Below are 21,346 nucleotides of genomic sequence, written 5' to 3' on the forward strand. Positions count from 1 at the left end.
GTTTTTCAGCGTGCCGTTATGAAGGCTGCGGCGCGGGCGCCGATCATCATGCAGGGCGCATTGGTGTTGCCGGAGACGAGCGTCGGCATGACCGAGGCATCGGCGACGCGCAGGCCCTCGACGCCGCGCACCTTCAGCTCCGGCGTCACGACGGCCATTGGGTCGTCATCGCGGCCCATCTTCGCCGTACCGGCGGGATGGAACACGGTTTTCGCGCTCTGGCGGATATAGTCTTCCAGCGCCGTCGCATCGTCCTCGACACCGGGACGCGGCAAAACACGGCGCTTGACGATCGCCTGCATCGACGGGGTGTCGAGAATGCGGATCGCCGCCTTGACGCCACGCACCAGCGTTTCGACATCCTCCCGATCGGAGAGCACATTGGCGTTGAAATCGACCTTCGCCGCAGGATCGGCAGCGGTGATGCGGATCGAACCGCGCGAACGCGGTCGCAGGTAGCAGGGGCCGATAGAAAAGCCATGGCCCGGTTCCGGCTCGCGATCGACGAAACCGATCAGCACCGGCAAAACATGGAACTGCACGTCCGGCTGGCCGACACCCAGCGTATCGACGAAACCGCCGCATTCCACCACATTCGAGGTCAGGAGCCCCTGCTTCGACGTGAGATAGCGCAGCATGTGACCGACGGCCTTCAGGCCGGTATCGTGACCGAGGATGGAAATCGGCTCGAACGTTTCGGCCTGAACCGGCACCTCCATATGGTCCTGATAGTTCTCGCCGACACCCGGCAGGTCCGCCACGATATCGATGCCGAGTGAGGCGAGATGTTTGCCGTTGCCGATGCCGGAGAGCTGCAACAGCCGCGGCGTCGCGATGGCGCCGGCGGCAAGCACGATCTCGCGGTTCGCGCGATAGATGGTGCCATCGAGCAACTCGACACCGATGGCCTTGCGACCTTCGAACAGCACGCGCGCCACCTTGCGATCGGTCAGCACGGTCACATTCGGCCGCTTTTCCGCCTCGCGCAGGAAGGCCATGGCCGAACTCCAGCGCCGGCCGTTTTTGGTGGTGCTCTGGTAGAAGCCGACGCCTTCCTGGTCCGCGCCGTTAAAATCGGCATTCGGCTTCAGGCCGGATTCGACGGCCGCCTTGACGAAAGCTTCCGACAGGGGATGGCGGTGGCGGGGATTGGAGACGGTGAGCGTACCGTCCTGCCCGTGATACTGCCCGTTGAAGGCCTGGTTGTTCTCCAGCGCCTTGAAGACCGGCAGCACCTCGTCATAGGACCAGCCGCGGCAGCCCATCTGCGACCAGGTATCGTAGTCGTTGCGATGGCCACGGATATAGATCATCGCATTGAGCGAGGAGCCACCGCCCAGCACATTGCCCTGCGGAACGATCGACGGACGACCGTTGAGGCCCGGCTGCGGATCGGAGGCATAGGGATGGATATCGATCCCCTTGCCGAGCACCTTGAAGAAGGTTGCGGGGATATGGATCCACGGATCCTTGTCGCGCCGGCCGGATTCGATCAGCAGCACCCGGTTCGCGGGATTTTCCGAAAGACGGTTGACGACGACGCACCCGGCCGAGCCGCCACCGACAACGATGTAATCGTAGGTCCCGCCCATCAGCTCAGCACCGTCTGGATCGTGGTGAATTCCTTGAGACCATCGACACCGAACTCGACGCCGATGCCGGACTGCTTGACACCACCGAAGGGCGCGTTCGGCTGGATGGCACCGTGTTTGTTGATCCAGACCGAGCCGCATTCGAGCTGGAGTGCGACGGCGCGCGCCTTGTCCGGATCGCCAGACCAGACCGAACCGCCGAGGCCGGCGGGGTTGTCGTTGGCGCGCCGGATCACCTCGTCGAGATCGCTGTAGCGGATGATCGGCAGGACGGGGCCGAACTGCTCCTCGTCCACCAGCCGCACGCCATTGTCGACGTCGGCAACCAGCGTGATCGGGTAGAAATAGCCTTCGCCCGCTGGCGCTTCGCCGCCGATGAGGATGCGGCCGCCCTTCGCCTTGGCGTCCGCGACCAGCTCGCGCACCTTGTCGAACTGCATGGCATTCTGGACGGGGCCGAGAATGCTCTTCTCGTCGAGGCCGTCGCCGACGGGAATGTTCGCCGCATAGTCAGCAAGCCGCTGGCAGACGTCGTCATAGAGGCTGTCATGCACGTAGAGCCGCTTCAGCGCCGCGCAAGTCTGGCCGTTGTTGATGAAGGCGCCCCAGAACAGGCCCTCTGCGATCCGCGCCGGATCGGCATCGGGCAACACGATGCCGGCATCGTTGCCGCCGAGTTCCAGCGTCAGGCGCTTCAGGGTGGCGACGGCCGAGGCCATGATCTTCTTGCCCGTCTCGGTTGAGCCGGTGAAGGTCATCTTGGCGATGCCGGGATGAGCCGACAAAGCGGCACCGATGGCATTCTCGCCGGTCACGACATTGACGACACCCGGCGGCAGGACCTCGTTGATGATCTCGACCAGACGGATGGTGGAGAGCGGCGTCAGCGGCGACGGCTTGATGACGACGGTGTTGCCGGCGCGCACGGCGGGGATGATGTGCCAGCAGGCAATCATGACTGGCCAGTTCCACGGCGTGATCGACCCCGTGACGCCGACCGGCTTGCGGTGGATTTCGACACGGCCTTCATTGTCGTCCTGCACCAGTTCGACAGGCAGGCTGAGTTCGGCGGTGTGGCGCGTCCAGGCGAGCGCGCCGCCCAGTTCGAAGCGCGAGCCAAGGCCGTTGAGCGGCTTGCCCTGCTCCAGCGTCAGCAGGCGGGCGACCTCCTCGGCCTGCTCGCCGAGCTTTTCCGCGATGGTGCGGCAGGCGTTGGCGCGCAGCGCGTCATCCGTCTTCGACCAGGTCTCGAAGGCGGCGGCGGCAGCGGCCACTGCGCGGTCCAGATCGGCCTCGCTTGCCAGCGGCATCAGCCCGACGACGTCACCGGTCGACGGATTACGCACTTCGGCGTGGTGGGGCGTGGCGACGCGTTCGCCGCCGATGAGCAGCGTGTACTGCTTCAAAGTCATGTCCTCCCTTGACTGTCGGGAGGAGTATCGCCGCGCGGCTTACAGCCGTCTTGGGGAGAAGCGCGCGCCGGCTTGGACCGGAGCGCAGATGGTCAGCGTTCCGCGCCCTTCAGGAGGTCCGTCGGCGCGCAGTCGAACAGTTCCTTGAAGCTGCGGTTGAAATAGGAAATGTCGTTGAAGCCAGCGGAATAGGCCACCTCGGCGATAGTGCCGCCGGATTTCTGCTCTTTCAGCTGCTCGATCTTTTCCTTGGCGAGCCGCAGCCGCTTGTCGCGGATGATGGTGGTGCAGGTGACCCCCATGCCCTGGAAATCCTGCTGCAGGGTGCGGATCGAGATGCCCAGCCTCGTTGCCAGCCAGCGGGCGGAGAGGTCGTTTTCCGTCAGATGCCGGTCGATCAGCATGTCGACCATCTGCAGGCGCTTGCTGGCGCTGTCATGCAACGCATGCAGCGGCTCCGTCTCGCGGCTGGAATGAAAGGCCTGTCGCGTCGCCGTGAACATCAGCTGGCGCAGATGCGGCGAGGCGGAATCCGATTCCGCCGTCGTCATGATCTTGGCGATCAACGCATGCAGCATCTGCGCCATCGGATCATAGGCGAAAAGCTTGCGCGCCACGTCGAAATGAATGCGGCTGTCGGAATACATCATCTGGCGCGGCAGATGCAGCGAGATGTGGTTGGAGAAATGCCCGCCGAAATGAAAGGTCGTCGGACGCGTGGAATCGACAAGGATGCATTCGCCGACATCGAGCACGTTCTGCCGGTCGCCATGCTCCAGCCCGCAGCTACCCTCAATCTGCACGATGAGGAAGAGGTGCTCATTCGGGTCACGGCGGATATCGTCCCAGCCGCGCCGCACATATTCGAGATCGTTGGAGACATGGGCGAATTCCATGCCGCAGACATCGATGCGCCGGGCCGCGCCCAGCACGTCGTCGCCGCGCTCCATGGTCTTCGGATTGAAATTGCCGCAGATCGAGCGCAGATCGTCGGCCCATTGATCGTAGGATACCGGCGCCCAGGCCTCCGGCACGAGGGTCTTGTGCTGAACGAGATCCAACTTTGCCTCCCAACAAAGGTCGGTCGCGCCGCACGGATAGCGCGGAACGGGACGGCAAGGATGCGCCGCCCTGGCCGCCGAGTCAATGTGATTCACCTGTTAAGCAAATCAGGCCGCGGCATCGCCGAGATAGAGCCGGTGCAGATGCGCGGGGTCCTTCGCCAGCGCCGTGCAGTCGCCATCGTAGACGATCTGGCCGCGGCGCAGCACATAGGCCCGGTTGCCGATGGCCAGCGCAAGGGCCGCAAACTGCTCCACCAGCACCACCGCCATGCCGTCGTCGGCGAGCTGCCGCACCGCCCGCATCAGGCGGCTGACGATGACGGGCGCAAGGCCAGACGACATCTCGTCGATGAGGATGACACGCGGCCGGTTGACGATGGAGCGGGCGATGACGACCATCTGCTGCTCGCCGCCCGACAGCATGCCCGCCTCGACATTCCGGCGCTGGAAAAGCTCCGGAAAGAGGTCATAGGCCTCCTTCAGGTCCGCATCGGGATGCAGCGCCACCTTGAGATTTTCTTCCGTCGTCATGGCCGGGAAGACGGTGCGGCCCTGCTCGACATGGCTCAGACCCGCCTTGGCGCGGGCACCGGGGCGCAGCTTGGCGAGCTCCATCCCGTCGAGATTGATGAAGCCCGAACGGACCGGGATGATGCCGGAGAGGCTTTCGAGAAAGGTCGTCTTGCCGGCACCGTTGGAGCCGAGCAGCACGCTGATCTCGCCGCCCTTGGCTTCTAGATCCACACCGCGGATGACGGGAATGCCGGACCGATCGACCTGCAACGCACCGATGGAAAACGTGGTCACTCTGCGGCCTCCTCGAATTCGACACCCATATAGGCCTTCTGCACCACGGGCATGTCCAGCACTGCTGCGGGGGCACCCGAGGCGATTACGCGTCCGAAATCGAACACGGTGATCACCGAGCAGGCCCGCCGCACGAGATCCATGTCGTGCTCGATGAGGAGCACCGCGCTGCCAAAGGTCTCGGGGATAGCGGCGATGCGCGCTCCCAGTTTCAGCGCCTCGTCATAGGAGACGCCGGCGGCCGGTTCGTCGAGTAGGATGACAGGCGCGCGGGAAGCAACCGCGCCCGCGACGTCGAGCAGACGGCGCGTGCCGACATCGACGGTGGAGATCGGCGTTGCCGGGCCGGGGCAGCCGAACCAGGCGAGCAGGCTTTCCAGCTCGCTTTCGCTGATCGGGCCGGCGGCAAGGCGGATATACTCGCCGACGCGCAGTTCCGGCGCGATGCGCGTCGTCTGCCAGGTGCGGCGGATGCCGAGCTTGGAACGGGACGTCGCGGAGATTCCTTCGAGCGGCTTGCCGTTCAGCAGGATCGAACCGTCGTAACGATAGAGGAAGCCGGCGATGGCATCGACCAGCGTCGACTTGCCCGCCCCGTTCGGACCAACGAGGCCGACCACCGTGCCGGCGGGCACCTTGAGGTTCACCTTGTCGAGCGCCGTGACCGTGCCATAGCGCACGGTGAGATCGCGCACTTCCAGTGCAATGCCGGCGGGATGGCGGGTCTTGTCCGGCAGGCTGCCGGCTGCGGTCGCCGCTTCCACGGCGCGCTTCGGGCGCAGCTTGCGGGCAAGCCGCATCCAGGTCTCGGCGATCGTCTCGCTGGTTGAAAGCGCCTGCACGGCACCGAGCGCAAAGAAGACGTTGCCGACATCCTGCGGCAGGTTGAGCCGGCGCAGCAGCTCCGGGAACAGCACGATCATCATGCCGCCCGCAATAGCGCCGAGCGCGAAATGCGCGCCGGCCATGGTGGCGACGGCAAACAGCGCGAGCGACTGCATCATCGAGAAGTTTTCGGAGACCAGCGTGCCGAGATAACCGGCAAGCAGACCACCGGAAATGCCCGAAATGAAGGCGCTGATGGCGAAGGCACTGAGCTTTGCGCGCGGAATGCTGATGCCGTTGGCGGCAGCGGCACGCTCGGAATGGCGCACGGCAAGCCAGGCGGCGCCAAGACGCGAGCGGCTGACGAATTCCAGAACCACGGCGATGACGCCATAGGTCATGAGCACGAAGAGGAAATAGCCCTTGTCGCTGTCGAAAGCCTCTGGGCGGACAACCTGGGTAAAGGTCGTCTGACCAGGAAAGGTGATGGTGGCGAGCACCGTATCGAAGGCCGCCGCGAAACCGAGGGTGACGATGGCGAGGTTGATGCCGCGCAGGCGCAGTGCCGGAAGGCCGATGGCGATGCCGACGGGCACGGCGGCAAGCCCGCCGATCAGCATCCAGACGGCAAGCCCGCCCGGTGCGCCGATAAGGTTCAGATAGCCCGTCACCCAGGCGCCGACGCCGGCAAAGGACATCTGGCAGAGCGAGATCATGCCGGTGCGGCCGGTGACGAGACCGAGGCTTTGCAGCGCGATGCCGACGATGAAGACGGCGGTGATGAGGAACACCCAGTACTTCGGCAGCAGGAAGAAGATGAGGGCGCCGAGAACGGCGAGCGACAGGGCCGTGGTAGTGGCGGCGCGGAAACTAGCGTGCTTCATCCCAGCGGGCTCCTCTTTGCGACCAGAGCAGGACGGCAAGAATGACAAGGAACGGCACGGCGCCGCGATACTGGCTGAGCGGCCCGATGGCGCTGACGCTGCCTTCGATGAGGCCGATCATCACACCGCCGATCAGGGCGGCGCGAAAACTGGAGAAGGCGCCGATGAGCGCGGCGGCCAGCGCCGGCACGACGAGCAGGCTGAGCGAAGCAAAGTCCGGCGAACGCAGCGGCGCGATGATCATCAGCGCAAAGGCCGTGACACCGCCGGTGACGGCCCAGACACCGAGCGCCAGCAGGCGCACGCGAATGCCGATCAGCTCGGCGGCCATGGGCCGCTGCGAAAGCGCGCGCAATTGCAGCCCGGTGCGGGTGCGGGCGAGGAACTGCTCGGTCAAAAGGGTGAAGGCGACGGAGAGCGCGAGCGTCGTGACGGCGGCCCAGGTGACTTCCACGCCGGCCAGCCGGAAGGCGGAACCGGGAATGATCTCGGGGAAATAATGCGGATGCTGGCCGCCGGTGAGACGCAGGCCGACGGCGATGATGCCGACGAGCAGCGCCGCCGTCACGGCCGCCTTGGTCGAGGCATTGCTGCCGGCAAACCATGTGGTCATGACGAGGCCGATCGCAAGGCCGGCAAGCGCGCCCGCGGCAATGCCGAGAAACACGGCCGGGAGCAAGGGCATGCCCAGCTCGAACAGCGCGACCATGGCGAAAGTGCCCGCGGCGCCGATGGCGGCACCGGTGAAATTCACCACGGCAACGAGCCGGTAGGTGAAGATGGCGCAGACGCCGAGGATGGCATAGGCCCCGCCGGCCGATAGCCCGGCAACGGCGGCAGTGAACAATGAATCCATTCCGGAACTCCGGGTCGATGCGCGCGGCGCACCGCGTCAGTCACTCATGGTCTGCGGCCCCATGCATGGGATCCGTCAGTTTATCATGCGGGAGCCATTCCAGACCTCGCGGTAGAGACGAAATGGCTCTCCAGCCCCCTTCTCCCCCGTGGGGAGGAGGTCGCGGCAGCGGGATGAGGGGGTGGTGCAGACCTTAAAGGCCGAGCAATCCCCCTCATCCGACCCTTCGGGCCACCTTCTCCCCACGGGGAGAAGGGAGAGGTGGCAACGGCCTGCCCTCTGCCCTCAGCACCTCACTCCGCCGCAGGCAGAACGAACCAGTCCTTGGTCTTCACCGTCCACTTGCCATCAACGAGCTGCATGATCTTGGTGGCCTGCATCGGCGAATGGGTTTTCGCGTCCCCGAAGGAATAGGCGTTGCCGGCGAGCGGATAGGTCAATTCCTTGCCTTCCTTCAGCGCCGCCGTCACCGTCTCACGCGTGACTTCGCCTTCGATACCGGAGATCGTGTCGATCAGGACCTTCGCCGCCATATAGCCGCCCTGAGAGAAGGCGGTCTTGGCGAGGCCGGCCGTCTCCATGGTCTTGGCCCAGTCGGCATTGGCCTCGGTTGCTTCCGTATAGGGCTCCCATTCGGTGCCGACATAGATCGGCTGCTTGCTGTCGGCGAGCGCCTTGGAGACGCCTTCCGTGTAGCCGGGGGCCAGGAACAGCCAGTTGATGCCGCTGATCTTCTGCGCATCCGCCGTCTTGATCCACTGCACGACGCCCGGCTCGACTTGGTTGGTCAGCACCGCGTCGCAGCCGGCATCACGCGCCTTGACGAGATAGGGCGTCAGGTCGCCCTGCAACGGCAGCGTCATGTCGCTGAGCGTGATCGTGTTGCCGCTGATCTTCTCCCAGCGCGCGACGGCCGCGGCATAGGCTTCCTGCGTGCCCCCGATGATGCTGAAGAAGGTGCAGAGTTTCTTCGCACCGAGATCCTTGGTGGCGTATTCGAGCACGGCGGTGGTCAGCGTATAGGGGCCGACATTGACGGGTGCGACGCTCGGCGCGTTGAAGCAGAGCGGATCGACGCCGACGCCCTGCACGGCGAGCACGTCGTTGCGGTCATAGGTCGCCGCGTTGACGGCGCAGTCGAGCAGGCTCGCGCCGCCGGCCAGCGCCACGACGCCCTTGTTGTCGATGAGGTCGCGGGCGGCCTGGGCGGCGACCTGCGGGTCGCCCTTGTCGTCGGCGATGGTGAACTCGACCTTGCAGCCATTGATGCCGCCGGCATCGTTGAGCTGCTGGAAGACGGCCTGGGTGGCGCGCGGCGCGTCGGAGAAGTCGACGACGCCGGTCACGGTGGAGACGGCACCGATCTGGATCGGGCCGTTTTCGCAGGTCGGTGCTGCCTGTGCCGAGACGGTGGCCGCCAGGAGGATCGCCGCGGAGGCGAGAAGAAGATTGCGGGTCTTGGTCATGCTGTTCCCTTTCTTGTTGTTTCCCGAAGAGGCCTAGCGCTGATAGACAGCGCGGCCTTCAAAATAGGTGGTGAGGACCTTGGTGGCGGCGATGCGCTTCGCCTCGACATCGAAGAGGCTCTGGTCGAGCACGATAATATCGGCCGACTTGCCGGGCTCGATGGAGCCGGTCTCCTCGCCAAGGCCCATGGCGATGGCGGAGTTCAGCGTGTAGATGCGGATGGCGGTGGCAAGGTCGATCGCCTGCTCCGGCCAAAGCGAAACGCCCGGGAAAGCGCCGGACGGGTTCTGGCGCGTCACCATGCCCTCGATGCCGTTCAGCGGATCGGGGATCGGGATGACAGGCCAGTCGGAACCGCCGGCCAGCAGCGCGCCGGTCTTGTGCAGGTCTGCGATCGGCCAGAAGCGGGTAGCGCGCTCCTCGCCCATCGCTTCCTTGTGACCTTCGAGGAAGGTCGTCGGATACCAGATCATCGGGCAGAGATCGGCCACCACATTCAGCGAGGCGAAACGCGCGATATCCGTGGGCAGGACATAGCTGGCATGGGCGATGTGGTGCAGCACCCTGGTCGGGCCGTTGAAGTGGCGCACGGCCTCGACGGCATCGAGCATCTCGGTGACGGCATAGTCGCCGGCGCAATGGATTTTTAGGCCCAGCCCAAGCTTTTCCGACTTGTCGACATATTTGACGAGCTCGGGATAGCTGACCAGAACCTCGCCGCGATAGCCGTGCGGATGCGCCGCGTCATCGATATAGGCATCGTGGAAGGCGCCGGTGCGCGCGCCCGGCACGCCGTCGAGGAAAATCTTCGTGTAGTTGGGATGGACATGCCGCGAGCGATAGTCGTCGCGTAGCGCCAGCAGTTCGTCACCCGAGAGCCCGAACATGAAGGACGGCTCGATCAGCGGCAGGGAGGTCACGGCCCAGGCCGTCAGGTCGCCCTTGTCATCGAGACCCTTCAGCGCCTTGAGGATAGAGAGAACCGAAGCGGCATCCTGGAAGGCGGTGACCCCGTAGGAATTGACGATCTCGACGGCGCGGGCGACGGCCGCTTCGCCCATTTCCTCGGTGAAATGATCGGCGGCAACGCGCTCGACGATGCCAGCGGCGGATTCGATGAGAAGGCCGGTCAGCCTGCCGGTCACCGGATCACGGCCGAAGGCACCGGCCGGCGGGTCGGGCTGGTTGTCGGAAATGCCGGAGAGGCGCATCGCCTCGCTGTTGACCCAGCGGTTGTGCATGGTCTCGTCGCGCAGCAGCAGGGGATGGCCGAGGCCTGCGGCATCGAGCTTCGCAAGGGCCGCTTCCGAGTTGAGCGCGCTGATCATGTCGGCGCCCCACTGGTTGGCGACGATCCACTGGCCAGGCAAGGCGGCCTCCGCCTGCGCCGTCACATGGGCGCAGATCGCCTCGACGGAGGCGCCAGCGGGAAGCTGCGTCTCGAAGAGATCGGCCTGGCCGCCCATCATGATGTGGTTGTGAATATCGACGAAGCCCGGCATCGCCATACGGCCGGCAAGATCGACCACCTCGGTCGCCGCACCGCGATAGGCGTCGATCTCGGCGGCGCTGCCGACGGCGAGGATGCGCCCATTGGCAATGGCGACGGCTTCCGCCCAGGAATTGGCAGCATCGACCGTATAGATGCGGCCACGGGTCAGGATGAGGTCAGCGTGCGACGTCCCAGTCATGATAGCGATGTTCCCTTGTGGTTCATTATTCGAACCTACTATTCAACAGGAGAGTGCCGCAGTCGGAGGCGGCTGTCAACATAGTTCACACGTTAAATATATTGACCGGATGGACAAGGATTCCGACGACATGCCGCCGCCCCACAACAGAAAAACCGCCGCAGATGCGTTCGGCATCGCGGCGGTCTTGAAGCACTGATGGTACGGTCGTTTAGAGCTGGATCCACGCCGTCTTCAGGTCGAGATATTTTTCCAGCGCATGCAGCGACTTGTCGTGGCCGTTGCCGGACTGGCGCACGCCGCCGAGCGGCACCGTATTGTCCGCGCCGCCATAGGTGTTGACATGCACGACACCCGCGCGGATGCCCCGCACCATGCGATGCGCCCGCGACAGGTTGGACGTCCAGACGGCGGAAGCGAGGCCATAGTCGGTGCCGTTGGCGATGGCGAGCGCTTCCTCCTCGGTGTCGAAGGGGATGATCGACAGGATCGGGCCGAACACCTCTTCGCGGGCAAGCGTCATGCCCGGCGTGACGTCAAAGACCGTCGGCTCCATGTAGAAACCGCCTGTATCCGTAAGAACACGCTTACCACCGGTGCGCAGTTTTGCGCCCTCGGCAAGTGCCTGCTCGGCAAAACCGAGATCCTTGCGCAGCTGCATTTCGCTGGAGATCGCGCCGGCCTCTGTGGACAGCAGCAGCGGATCGCCGACCTTCATGGAGGCCGCAATGGCCGCGACCTTTGCGGAAAAATCCTCGACGATGGAGCGCTCGACCAGAAGACGCGAACCGGCGACGCAGACTTGGCCGGAATTGCGGAAGATGCCGTAGGCCGAGGTTTTGGCCGCCTTGTCGAGATCGGGCGCATCGGCGAAGACGACATTCGGCGATTTGCCACCGAGTTCGAGATAGACGCGCTTCAGGTTGGACCGCGCCGAATATTCCAGAAGACGCCGCCCGACCGGGCCGGAACCGGTGAAGACCAGCACGTCGATATCGGGATGCAGGCCCATCGCCTCGCCGGCGACGGCACCACGCCCGGTCACAACATTGAGCACGCCCTCGGGAAGGCCGGCCTCGGCGCAGAGTTCGGCAAGGCGCAGCAGCGACAGAGACGCCACTTCCGCCGGCTTCAGCACAACGGAATTGCCGGCGGCAAGTGCGGGCGCAATCTTCCAGGCACCGATCATCAACGGGAAATTCCACGGCACGATGGCGCCGACCACGCCGACCGGCTCGCGATGCACGAGGCCGAGAATATCGCCCGCCGTCGGCGCGATCTCGCCATAGACCTTGTCGATCGCCTCGGCATAGTAGCGGAAGCTGCCGGCCGCGCTGCCGGGCTCGGCCTTCAGCGCCATCGCGATTTCCGTGCCATTGTCGCGCACGCCGAGCACCGCGAGTTCCAGAGCATGTTTCTCGATCAGCTCGGCGATCTTGAGCAGCACCCGCTTGCGCTCGGCTGGCGCAGCCTTGGACCAGCGGCCCTTTTCGAAGGCGGCACGCGCGGCCTTCACCGCCCGGTCGACATCGACGGTGCCTGCATCGGCAATGCTCGTCAGACGCCGGCCATCGATCGGCGAAATGACATCCAGCGCCGCCCCTTCGGCCGGTTCGCGCCAGTTGCCGTCGATGAATAGCGCCTGCGGAGCGATGGTGAGATTGCGGAGCGCTTCGATCTTTTCCTGCATGTTCTTCCCTCGAAAGGTCGGGCGGTGCCGAAGCACCGCCCTATTTTTCAGACTTCGCGACCGACGCCGAGCCGTGCGAAGGCAACGGCGTCGCCGGACTTCAGCCGCAGCGCGCAGAGCACGCCGATAACGGCTGCGATCAGCACGAGCCCCGGCAGGAGCACGGCCAGCGGCCCTTCCGCACCGGCCAGTGCGCCGAAATTGGTGGCAATATAGACCACCAGCGCGGCAAGGATCAGCCCCGTCAGGATTGGCAGCACGACCGTCACCAGCTTGTTGCCTTCAAGGCCGGGATTACGGCTGAAGAAGGCGACGATGGAGAAGGCGGTGAGCGCCATCAGAAGGATGATCGCCAGCGTGCCGACATTCGTCAGCCACGAGAACAGCGCCAGCACCGGATCCTGCCCCGTGAAGGCGAAGAGCGCGACGACGAGAACGGCGATGACCGTCTGCACGACCGAGCCGGCATGCGGGCTTTGGAACACCGGATGGGTGACGCCGAGCGCCCTGGGCAGCAGGCCCTCGCGGCCGGCGACATACATGTAGCGGGCAACGCCGTTGTGGAAGGCGACGACGCCGGCAAACAGGCTGGTGATGAAGAGGATGCCCATGACGGTGGTGATGCCATTGCCGACATAGCGGTCCGCCAGGCCGAAGAGGAAGGTCGTCGGATCGGCAAGACCCTGGATTTCCGGCACGAGCTTGTCGACGCCGGCCCCATTGACCATCAGCCAAGAGGTCAGCATGTAGAACAGGCCGATGATCAGCACCGAGATATAGGTGGCGCGCGGCACGGTCTTTTCCGGCTCACGGGCTTCTTCTGAATAGATGGTCGTCGCCTCGAAGCCGATGAAGGCGGCAAAGCAGAACAGGATGCCGATGGCCGGCGTGCCGCTCATGAAGGCCGAGGGCGTGAAGGGCGCGGCGGAGAGCCCGCTGTCGCCGCCCTTGACGAAGATCGCGGCATCGATGACCAGCACGACGAGATATTCGAGGATAACAAGCACCGCGAGCACACGGGCGGAGAAATCGACCCGGCGATAGCCGAAGACCGCGACGAGCGCGATGCCGATATAGGTCCAGACCCACCAGGGCAGGTCGATGCCGTAACCGGCGAAGAAGCCGGCCGTCGCAGCGCCGAACAGGCCGAAGACGCCGATCTGCATGGCATTGTAGGCGAGGATGGCGATGAGCGCGGCCGCACCGCCGGCAAGCCCGCCGAGACCTTGCGCGGTATAGGCATAGAAGGCGCCGGCATTGCTGATATGGCGGGCCATCGCGACATAGCCGACGGCAAACAGCAGCAGCACGGCCGTCACGAAGGCGAAGGTCAGCGGAATGCCCGGACCGTTGCCGAGCATCATCGACAGCGGCACGCCGCCGGCAACGGCCGTCAGCGGCGCTGCCGCCGAGACGACGAGAAAGGTGACGGCCCCGACACCGAGGCTGTTCTTGCGCAACTGGTTCGCGCCGCCAGACGGCACGGTTTCATTGGTCATGATCTTGCTCCCTCCTGACGGCCCACCCCACACGGCTGCCGCCTTCAATGCCGTGCGCGAGGCGCCCGGCGGTTCCCATTCGAAGAATGTGCTTGCGGTTCATTATTTGAACCCGTATTTTAATTATAGACTTGCAAAAGCTCACCCCGGCGTCAAGTTATTTCTCATGTTAAGTATCTCGACAGGGAGGAGATGCTTGTGAGAGGCTGGACGCGAAGAGAAGGCCGTGCAGAAGTCCCGCGCGGTATGGCCATAACGAAAGGTCCGGAAGAGACACATGAGCACCATCGGCAAGGCCCTCTCGCTCCTCGACGCGATTTCCCAACTCGGCAAGGATATCGGGCTCACCGACGTCGCGCGGCTGGCCGAACTCGACAAGGCGACGGCGCGGCGCTTCCTGGTGGAGCTTGAGAAATACGGCTTCGTGGAGCAGGACGAGGAGACGCGAAAATACCGGCTGGGTGCGGCACCCGTGCGGCTGGCGCGCATCCGCCAGGCGCGCTTTCCCTTCGTTTCGGTCGCCGCCCCATTCGTCAAGGCGCTGGCGGACGAGGTGGGCGAGACGGTGCATCTCTCGGAGTTCAGCGGCGGCCGGCTCTCCACCATCCATGTCGAGGATTCCTCGCAGGCCCATCGCGTGATCGTCGATCTCGGCACGCCCCTACCCTTCCATGCCACGGCCTCGGGCCTCGCCTATCTCGCCTTCCTGCCGGCCGACGAGATCGAGCGTGCGCTGAAGCGCCCGATGGAGCGGTTTTCCGCCGAGACGGTCACCGAGCCGGAAGCGGTTCGCCTTCTGGTGAAAGAGACCGCCCGGCGCGGTTTCTCGATCAACCAGCAGGGTTTCGAAATGGGCGTGATCAGCGCCGCGGCACCGGTCCTCGCACCGAGCGGAAAACCCATCGGCGCGCTTGCGGTCGCAGCCCCGACCGCCCGCACCAACAGGACCCGCATGCTGGATATCGGCCAGAAGACCATGGCCGCCGCCCAAGGCATCGCGCAGAAATATTATGGTGCGAAAACCTGACCGGCCACGGCACTGAGGCCGTTCGAAGGATTTTTCTCCGGGTCGTCATTTTATAATACATAATATCTATCGATTTTATTTTTTACTGCGAAACTTTCCTCAAACCAACCGGAGAGCTTTGCCATGGGGATTATCGAAAAACAGCCAATCGACTACACGCAGCACCCGCGCGTGAATTCCGACGATCCGGTGCCGCCGCGCCCGCGCCCGCAGAGCCCCGCCCACATCATCGGAAGCGATGAGGAGGCGATTGCCGTCGCCAGGCGGCTGGCTGCCGACTTCGCACAGGGAGCAGCGCTGCGCGACCGCGAAGGCCTGTTGCCGCTGAAGGAAATCGACGCCTATTCGCAAAGCGGCCTCTGGGGCATCAACGTGCCCAAGGCCTATGGCGGCGCGGGCGTTTCCTACAAGACGCTGGCCCGCGTCATCGCAATTCTCGCCGCGGCCGATTCCTCGATTGCCCAGATCACCCAGAACCATCTCGCCATCAACGGCCATATCGACCTCGACGGTACGGAAGAGCAGAAGAAGGAGTTCTTCGGCTGGGTCCTATCCGGCCTGCGCTTCGGCAATGCCTTTTCCGAGCTCAACAGCAAGACCGTCGACGCCTTCGAGACGCGCGTCTCACATGAGGGCGACGAGGCGGTGGTGAACGGCGAAAAGTTCTATACGACCGGGGCGCTCCTCTCGCACATCATCCCGATCGTCGCCGTCGATGCCGAGGAGAAGGGTTATCTCGTCTTTACCGACCGTGATGCGCCCGGCATCACCGTTACCAACAACTGGTCGAGCTTTGGCCAGCGCACCACGGCCTCCGGCGCGGTAAAGATCGAGAATGTGCGCGTGCCGAAGAGCCGGCTTTTGCCGGTCGCCGCCTTTGATCGGCCGACCATTGCCGGCCCCGTCTCGCAGATCATCCAGGCCGCCATCGATGCCGGCATCGCGCGCGGCGCCATCGACGACGCCATCGCCTTCATCAAGACGCAGAGCCGTCCATGGATCGACAGCGGAAAGGAGACGGCGGGCGAAGACCCCTTCACCATCGCCGCCATCGGCGACCTGAAGATCAGGCTGCATGCGGCCGAAGCCCTGCTCGACATCGCCGGCGAGGCTATCGACGCCGGCCTGAAGAGCGCGACGGAAGAGACGATCAACGATGCGACCATCAAGACCGCCGAAGCCAAGGTGCTGACGACGGAGATCGCGATCCTCGCCACCAACAAGCTGTTCGAACTGGCCGGCACGCGCTCCACACTCGCCAAGCACAATCTCGACCGCCACTGGCGCAATGCGCGTGCGCATACGCTGCACGATCCCGTGCGCTGGAAATTCTTCCATGTTGGCAATTTCTACCTCAACGGGATCAACGCCCCGCGCCACGCCTGGAGTTGAGTATCCATCCGGGTGCCGGTCCGGCCGGCACTCGTTCCCTCACCGGATATCCAACCATGCCGCTGCGCCGCCACATCGTCGCCAACGCCGCCCCGCCGCCGAAAACAGCGCGCTACGCGCATGCTGTGGAAGCGGGCGGACTGCTCCATGTCACCGGCCAGCTGCCGATCGATCCCGATCAACCCGATGCACAGCTGCCCGCCTCGATCGAGGCCCAGACCGAACTCGTCTTCCGCAATCTACTCCGCATTCTCGACGCCACGGAATATCGGCTGGAAGACACCGTCTTCGCCCGGATCTATCTCACGAATTTTGCTGGCGATTATGCGGGCCTCAATGCGGTCTATCACCGGTATTTCAGTGCGGATGCGCACCTGCCGGCCCGTACCACGGTCGGCGTTGCCGCGCTCGGACGCGACGCGCTGGTCGAAATCGACCTCGTCGTGGCGAAGGCGTGACAGGGCGGAAAACTTCTTCCATAAGAACGGGATCCGAAGCATCCATCGCCGAAAGCCCCCGTGAGCCTCGAAGACGACACGCCCGCCGATGTGCCCACCCCGCGCATGTTCTCCTGGGCGCGCAATTCGACGATCTATCGCATCGAACGGCGCATGCACACGGAAAAGCAGCTCTTCGACGCCATTTCCCGCAAGGCACGGGAAAAGTTCGAGGATATCAGCGACGCGCAGGTCAAGGCATTGGCCGATGCCGCGGTGAAATTCGCCTATGACAACAAGGCGCTCGACGACACGGCCTTTGCCGAGATGAGCAGCCGCTCGGGCATGCGCAGCGGCCGGTCGAAGCGCGCGGTCGTGCAGAAACTTTCGCAGAAAGGCATCGCCAAGGAAACGGCCGCCGCCGCGGTGGCCGAGATGGACGACCTCTATGCGGCCGTCGTGCTCGCCCGCAAACGCGCCTTCGGCCCGTTCCGCAAGGTGGAGCTGGACGACAAGCGCAAGGCCAAGGAATTCTCCGCCTTCGCCCGCGGCGGCTTCAGCTTCGATATCAGTAGAAAGATCTTTGCCATGACGCTGGAAGAGGCCGAGGAGGTGCTGGACGCCGGCCGCCATCTCTGATGGCCGGCGGCGCGGCTCAGGTCACGCGGTAAAAGCTCGCCTTTGCCAAGGTGCCCGCCCCGTCTGTCAGCAATGTGCCGATGAAGGCCGCATCGCGCAACCAGGCATAGGGACCGTCGGCCACTTCGAATTGCGGCACCGTGCGTCCGCGAAAATCGCCGTGCTCATCCGCCCGCACCGTGCCGGCATTGATCAGCGAGATCAGCACGCCATCCTGAGTGCGCAGCGTGTATCGCGCCCAGATTTCGCTGACGCCGTCCGGCCGGGTCAGGCACCAGTCAGCGCCGCCGGGCAGGACCTCGCCGCCGATGCCGGGTCCGGTGAAGCGCCCGCCAATGATCGGGATGATTTCGCGCACACCGCCGCCAACATCGCCGACGACGAGCGCTGGCGCGATCTCCGCCTCGATGCGCATGACAAGTTCCAGCCCCGGCTGATCCATCTCCGCCATGATCTCCTCTCCTCAAAGCCCGAGCGCTATGCCGTCCTTGCGCGATTCCGACCCGCCGATCAGCGTGCCGTTTTCCCAATCGATGCGGATCGCCTGTGCCCCGCCGATCGGCCCTTCGGCCGGCACGAGCGAGAAGCCGCGCCGCTGGAGTTCGCTTGCGGTTGCGGCCGGCAGCGTGTGTTCGGCTTCGACGAGCGTGCCTTCCGACTTGGGAATGAGACGCGGCAAGTCGATTGCCTCCTGCAGGTCCATGCCATAGTCGAAGACCTTGGAGATGAGATGGGCGTGGCCCATCGCCTGATAATAACCGCCCATGACGCCGAAGGGCATTTCCACCCGGCCGCCGCGCGTGACCATGCCGGGAATGATGGTGTGCAGCGGCCTTTTGCCGGGCGCCACCACGTTCGGATGGCCGGGCTTCAGCGAAAAACTCTGGCCGCGATTGTGCAGCACGACGCCCGAGCGCGGCGCGACGAGGCCGGTGCCGAAACTGTCGAAGACCGAATTGATGAAGCTGACGGCATTGCGGTCGCGGTCCACCACGGAAATATAGACCGTGTCGCGGTGCAACGGCATGTCGAAGGCCGGCAGGTCGGTCAGCGCGCGATTGAGGTCGATCATGCCGGCCAGCCGATCTGCAAGCCCGTCCGACAACAGCTCCTCGACGGGCACATGCGCCTTGTCCGGATCGGCAAGCCAGGCGTCGCGCGCGGCATAGGCAAGCCGCGTCGCCTCGATTTCCAGATGCAGTCTGTCAGGCGATTGCGGATCGCCCTTGGCCTCGAAACGGCTCAGAATGTTCAGGATCAGCAGCGCGATGATGCCCTGCCCGTTCGGCGGGCATTCGTGGATGGTGTGGCCGCGGAAATCCGTCGTCACGGGCGTTACGTAATCGCCCCGCGCCTCCGCAAAATCCTCCAGCGTGTGCAGGCCACCGAGGGAACGGAGATAGGACACCATGTCCTCAGCCACCGCCCCGGTATAGAACCCGTTGCGCCCTTCGGCCGCAATCCGCTTCAGCGTGGCCGCAAGCTCCGGCTGGTGGTGCACCTCGCCGATCTTTGGCGCACGCCCCTTCGGCAGGAAGATGCGCGCGGCGGTGGGCTCGGAGGCCAGCAACTCCTCCTCGATCAACCAGTCGCGATGAACGCGCGGGCTGATCGCGTAACCTTCCTCGGCAAAGCGGATGGCCGGCGCCAGCACGTCGGCAAAGGGCATGCGGCCGTGATCGGCATGCAGCCGCGTCCAGGCATCGATGGCGCCGGGAATGGTCACGGCCGAGGGCGATTGCCGCGGCACCTCGGCAAGACCCCGCTCGGTGAACCAGTCGAGCGTCAGCGCCGCCGGCGTGCGCCCGGACCCGTTATAGGCGACGACCTTGTCGGACCCGCCCGGCGCATATAGCACGAAGCAATCGCCACCGATGCCCGTCGAGCCCGGTTCGACGACGCATTGCATGGCCGAGGCGGCGATCGCCGCATCCATCGCATTGCCGCCGGCCTCCATGATCTGCAAGGCGGCGAGCGTCGCGGATGGGTGCGACGTCGCCGCCATTGCATGGCGGGCGACGGCAACGGAGCGGGTCGGCCTTTCGAAATTGCGCATTCTCTTCGTTCTCCTCGGTATTTTTTACCCCGCCGGTCCGGCAGGTTCTTATGAAGTGATGTCAGGGGCCGCAGTGACGGCAAAGCCCTTGCCGAAGCGCTCGCGCACCTTGCGGGAAAAGGCGGAAACGGTGGCGTGATCGGCCGAGCTTGCGGTGACGAGCACGAATTCCACATCCTCCAGCGCCGGCAGCAGCGGCGGGGTGATTTCGCGAAGGCCTGCCGGGGCCAGGCTGCGCGGCTGCACCAGCACGCCCATGCCCGCCCGCGCCGCCGCCGTCAGCCCGCTCAGGCTCTGGCATGAACAGACGATGCGCCAGGGCGTGCCCGCGTGCTCCAGCGCCTCCATCAGCAGCGCCCGCGTGAGGCTCGGCGGCGGGAAGACGATCAGCGGCAGAACGGGCTTGGCGAGGATCGCCTCGGGATCGCTCGCCAGCCACACGAGCGGTTCGCGCAGGATGGCATCGCCGCGCTGCTCGCCGATCCGGCGCTTGGCCATGACGAGATCGAGCTCGCCGCGATCCTGCATGTCGGCCAGGGTCTTGGAGAGCGCGACGGAAAGCTGGAGATCGACGGAGGGGTGATCGGCGATGAAGTCCTCCAGCAGACCCGGCAGCTGCCCGCTCACCAGATCTTCTGAAATGCCGAGCCGGAAGGGACCGCGCGGCGCATCGGCATCGAAGCGCGCCACCGTCTGCCGTTCCAGCGCCAGAAGCTGGCGGGCATTGGGCAGCAGCGCCTCCCCGTCGCTCGTCAGGCGCACCGCATGCGTATCGCGGTCGATCAGCCGCCGGCCAAGGCTTCGCTCCAGCCGCTGAAGATGCTGGCTGACCGTCGACTGGCCAAGGTTCAGCCGCTCCGCCGAAAGTGTGAAACTTTTGGTCTGGGCCACCATGACGAAACTGCGCAACTGAGCAAGATCGAGCATATCACGTTTCTCGATAAGCATTATCGATTGCATCGCAAAACAGGATAGCGCATTTTAAGGGCCTGTCGAGACCTTCCCGGATCGTGACCGATGAAACGCTTCCTGCCCGATACATTCACCTTGCTGCTCGTTGGCGCCGTGCTGCTCGCCTCGCTCGTGCCGATTTCGGGCGAGCCGGCGGAGTGGTTCGGTATCGCCACCAACATCGCGATCGCGCTATTGTTCTTCCTGCACGGCGCACGTCTTTCGACGGACACCGTCGTCGCCGGTTTCCTGCACTGGCGCCTTCAGCTCTTCATCCTGGTGACGACCTTCGCAATCTTCCCGCTGCTCGGCCTCGGGCTCGGCCTGTTCTCGCCCTGGCTGATCGACCAGCCGCTCTATCTCGGCCTGCTCTTCCTCTGCGTGCTGCCATCCACCGTGCAGTCGTCGATCGCCTTCACCTCGATTGCCGGCGGAAATGTGCCCGCCGCGATCTGCGCGGCATCGACATCGAATATTCTCGGGATTTTCCTGACGCCGGCGCTGGTGGCGCTGCTCTTCTCCACCGGCGGCAATGCCGGCATTTCCTTCGACATGATCTGGAAGATCATGCTGCAGCTCTTCCTGCCCTTCGTCGCCGGCCAGGTGCTGCAACCCTTCATCGGCAACTGGATCCGCTCGAAGAAGACGCTGCTCAATCCCTTCGACCGCGGCTCGATCCTGATGGTCGTCTATCTCGCCTTTTCGGAAGCGGTGACGGAGGGCATCTGGCACCGGCTTGCCATCGGGGATCTCGCGCTGCTCATCCTCGTCGACATCCTGCTGCTCGCCGCAGTCCTTCTCATCACCAGCCTCGGCGGCAAGCTTCTGGGTTTCAACCGGGAAGACCGCATCACCGCCGTCTTCTGCGGCTCGAAGAAGAGCCTTGCCAGCGGCGTGCCCATGGCGAGCGTCATCTTCGCCGGCCAGTCGATCGGCGCCATCGTGCTGCCACTGATGCTCTTCCATCAGATCCAGCTGATGGTCTGCGCCTGGCTGGCGCGCGTCTATGCCGACCGGCAGAAGACGCTTGAGGCGGAGCCGGTACAGGCGGGCTGAC

Annotated in this window: 18 protein-coding genes; 5 read left to right on the forward strand and 13 right to left on the reverse strand. The window is 64.6% G+C overall.

Translation table 11 applies throughout. The annotated features are described in order from the left end of the window. Window positions 1–5 precede the first annotated feature (5 nt). The 10 genes from ACOZK4_RS23340 to ACOZK4_RS23385 form a co-directional block, all read right to left on the reverse strand. Window positions 6–1,592: a GMC family oxidoreductase gene (locus ACOZK4_RS23340; RefSeq protein ID WP_421594093.1), complete on the reverse strand. Its 1,587-nt coding sequence runs from the start codon at window positions 1,590–1,592 to the stop codon at window positions 6–8. After that, complete coding sequence (locus ACOZK4_RS23345) at window positions 1,592–2,998, reverse strand: aldehyde dehydrogenase family protein (RefSeq protein WP_421594158.1); 1,407 nt, start codon at window positions 2,996–2,998, stop codon at window positions 1,592–1,594. The genes ACOZK4_RS23340 and ACOZK4_RS23345 overlap by 1 nt, the downstream gene beginning before the upstream one ends. Window positions 2,999–3,096: 98 nt before the next feature. Continuing rightward, window positions 3,097–4,065 carry a helix-turn-helix domain-containing protein gene (locus ACOZK4_RS23350; protein ID WP_421594095.1) on the reverse strand — a complete coding sequence of 323 codons (969 nt, stop codon included), beginning with the start codon at window positions 4,063–4,065 and terminating at the stop codon, window positions 3,097–3,099. Between the two features lie 108 nt (window positions 4,066–4,173). Beyond that, window positions 4,174–4,875 carry an ABC transporter ATP-binding protein gene (locus tag ACOZK4_RS23355; RefSeq protein ID WP_421594096.1) on the reverse strand — a complete coding sequence of 234 codons (702 nt, stop codon included), beginning with the start codon at window positions 4,873–4,875 and terminating at the stop codon, window positions 4,174–4,176. Further along, the gene (locus ACOZK4_RS23360; RefSeq protein WP_421594097.1) at window positions 4,872–6,584 is read right to left on the reverse strand and encodes an ABC transporter permease subunit; all 1,713 of its coding nucleotides are present in this window, start codon (window positions 6,582–6,584) and stop codon (window positions 4,872–4,874) included. Before ACOZK4_RS23360 ends, ACOZK4_RS23355 begins: the two co-directional genes overlap by 4 nt. Then, window positions 6,571–7,440 (reverse strand): branched-chain amino acid ABC transporter permease, encoded by an 870-nt coding sequence (locus tag ACOZK4_RS23365; protein WP_421594099.1) that lies wholly within the window; start codon window positions 7,438–7,440, stop codon window positions 6,571–6,573. The genes ACOZK4_RS23360 and ACOZK4_RS23365 overlap by 14 nt, the downstream gene beginning before the upstream one ends. Window positions 7,441–7,733: 293 nt before the next feature. Then, window positions 7,734–8,906: an ABC transporter substrate-binding protein gene (locus ACOZK4_RS23370; protein ID WP_421594101.1), complete on the reverse strand. Its 1,173-nt coding sequence runs from the start codon at window positions 8,904–8,906 to the stop codon at window positions 7,734–7,736. Window positions 8,907–8,939: 33 nt separating this feature from the next. After that, complete coding sequence (locus ACOZK4_RS23375) at window positions 8,940–10,598, reverse strand: amidohydrolase (RefSeq protein WP_421594102.1); 1,659 nt, start codon at window positions 10,596–10,598, stop codon at window positions 8,940–8,942. A gap of 211 nt (window positions 10,599–10,809) precedes the next feature. Further along, window positions 10,810–12,288, reverse strand: coding sequence for an aldehyde dehydrogenase (locus ACOZK4_RS23380; RefSeq protein WP_421594103.1), 1,479 nt, complete (start codon window positions 12,286–12,288; stop codon window positions 10,810–10,812). A 47-nt stretch (window positions 12,289–12,335) separates the two neighbouring features. Continuing rightward, complete coding sequence (locus tag ACOZK4_RS23385; RefSeq protein WP_421594104.1) at window positions 12,336–13,787, reverse strand: APC family permease; 1,452 nt, start codon at window positions 13,785–13,787, stop codon at window positions 12,336–12,338. Between the two features lie 277 nt (window positions 13,788–14,064). Here ACOZK4_RS23385 and ACOZK4_RS23390 point away from each other — a divergent pair, with 277 nt between their 5' ends. From ACOZK4_RS23390 to recX, 4 genes are all read left to right on the forward strand, one after another. Next, window positions 14,065–14,814, forward strand: coding sequence for an IclR family transcriptional regulator (locus ACOZK4_RS23390; RefSeq protein ID WP_421594105.1), 750 nt, complete (start codon window positions 14,065–14,067; stop codon window positions 14,812–14,814). A gap of 123 nt (window positions 14,815–14,937) precedes the next feature. Then, window positions 14,938–16,206, forward strand: coding sequence for an SfnB family sulfur acquisition oxidoreductase (locus ACOZK4_RS23395; protein WP_421594106.1), 1,269 nt, complete (start codon window positions 14,938–14,940; stop codon window positions 16,204–16,206). A gap of 56 nt (window positions 16,207–16,262) precedes the next feature. Continuing rightward, the gene (locus tag ACOZK4_RS23400; protein ID WP_313524999.1) at window positions 16,263–16,664 is read left to right on the forward strand and encodes a RidA family protein; all 402 of its coding nucleotides are present in this window, start codon (window positions 16,263–16,265) and stop codon (window positions 16,662–16,664) included. A gap of 60 nt (window positions 16,665–16,724) precedes the next feature. Next, window positions 16,725–17,282, forward strand: coding sequence for a recombination regulator RecX (gene recX, locus ACOZK4_RS23405; protein ID WP_313524997.1), 558 nt, complete (start codon window positions 16,725–16,727; stop codon window positions 17,280–17,282). Window positions 17,283–17,298: 16 nt separating this feature from the next. Here recX and ACOZK4_RS23410 read toward each other — a convergent pair whose 3' ends face one another. From ACOZK4_RS23410 to ACOZK4_RS23420, 3 genes are read right to left on the reverse strand one after another with little or no spacing between them, the layout of a single operon-like run. Further along, entirely contained in the window at window positions 17,299–17,733 is a 435-nt protein-coding gene (locus ACOZK4_RS23410) for a DUF3237 domain-containing protein (protein WP_421594107.1), read from the reverse strand. Between the two features lie 12 nt (window positions 17,734–17,745). Then, window positions 17,746–19,338, reverse strand: a complete 1,593-nt coding sequence (ggt, locus tag ACOZK4_RS23415; protein ID WP_421594108.1) for a gamma-glutamyltransferase — start codon at window positions 19,336–19,338, stop codon at window positions 17,746–17,748. Window positions 19,339–19,386: 48 nt separating this feature from the next. After that, complete coding sequence (locus ACOZK4_RS23420; protein ID WP_421594109.1) at window positions 19,387–20,265, reverse strand: LysR family transcriptional regulator; 879 nt, start codon at window positions 20,263–20,265, stop codon at window positions 19,387–19,389. Between the two features lie 90 nt (window positions 20,266–20,355). Between ACOZK4_RS23420 and ACOZK4_RS23425 the strand changes: the two genes are divergently transcribed. After that, entirely contained in the window at window positions 20,356–21,345 is a 990-nt protein-coding gene (locus ACOZK4_RS23425; protein WP_421594110.1) for a bile acid:sodium symporter family protein, read from the forward strand. The last annotated feature ends 1 nt before the right edge of the window (window position 21,346 follow it).

The organism is Shinella sp. M27 (assembly GCF_049199905.1).
In the GTDB taxonomy this organism is placed as follows: Bacteria; Pseudomonadota; Alphaproteobacteria; order Rhizobiales; family Rhizobiaceae; genus Shinella.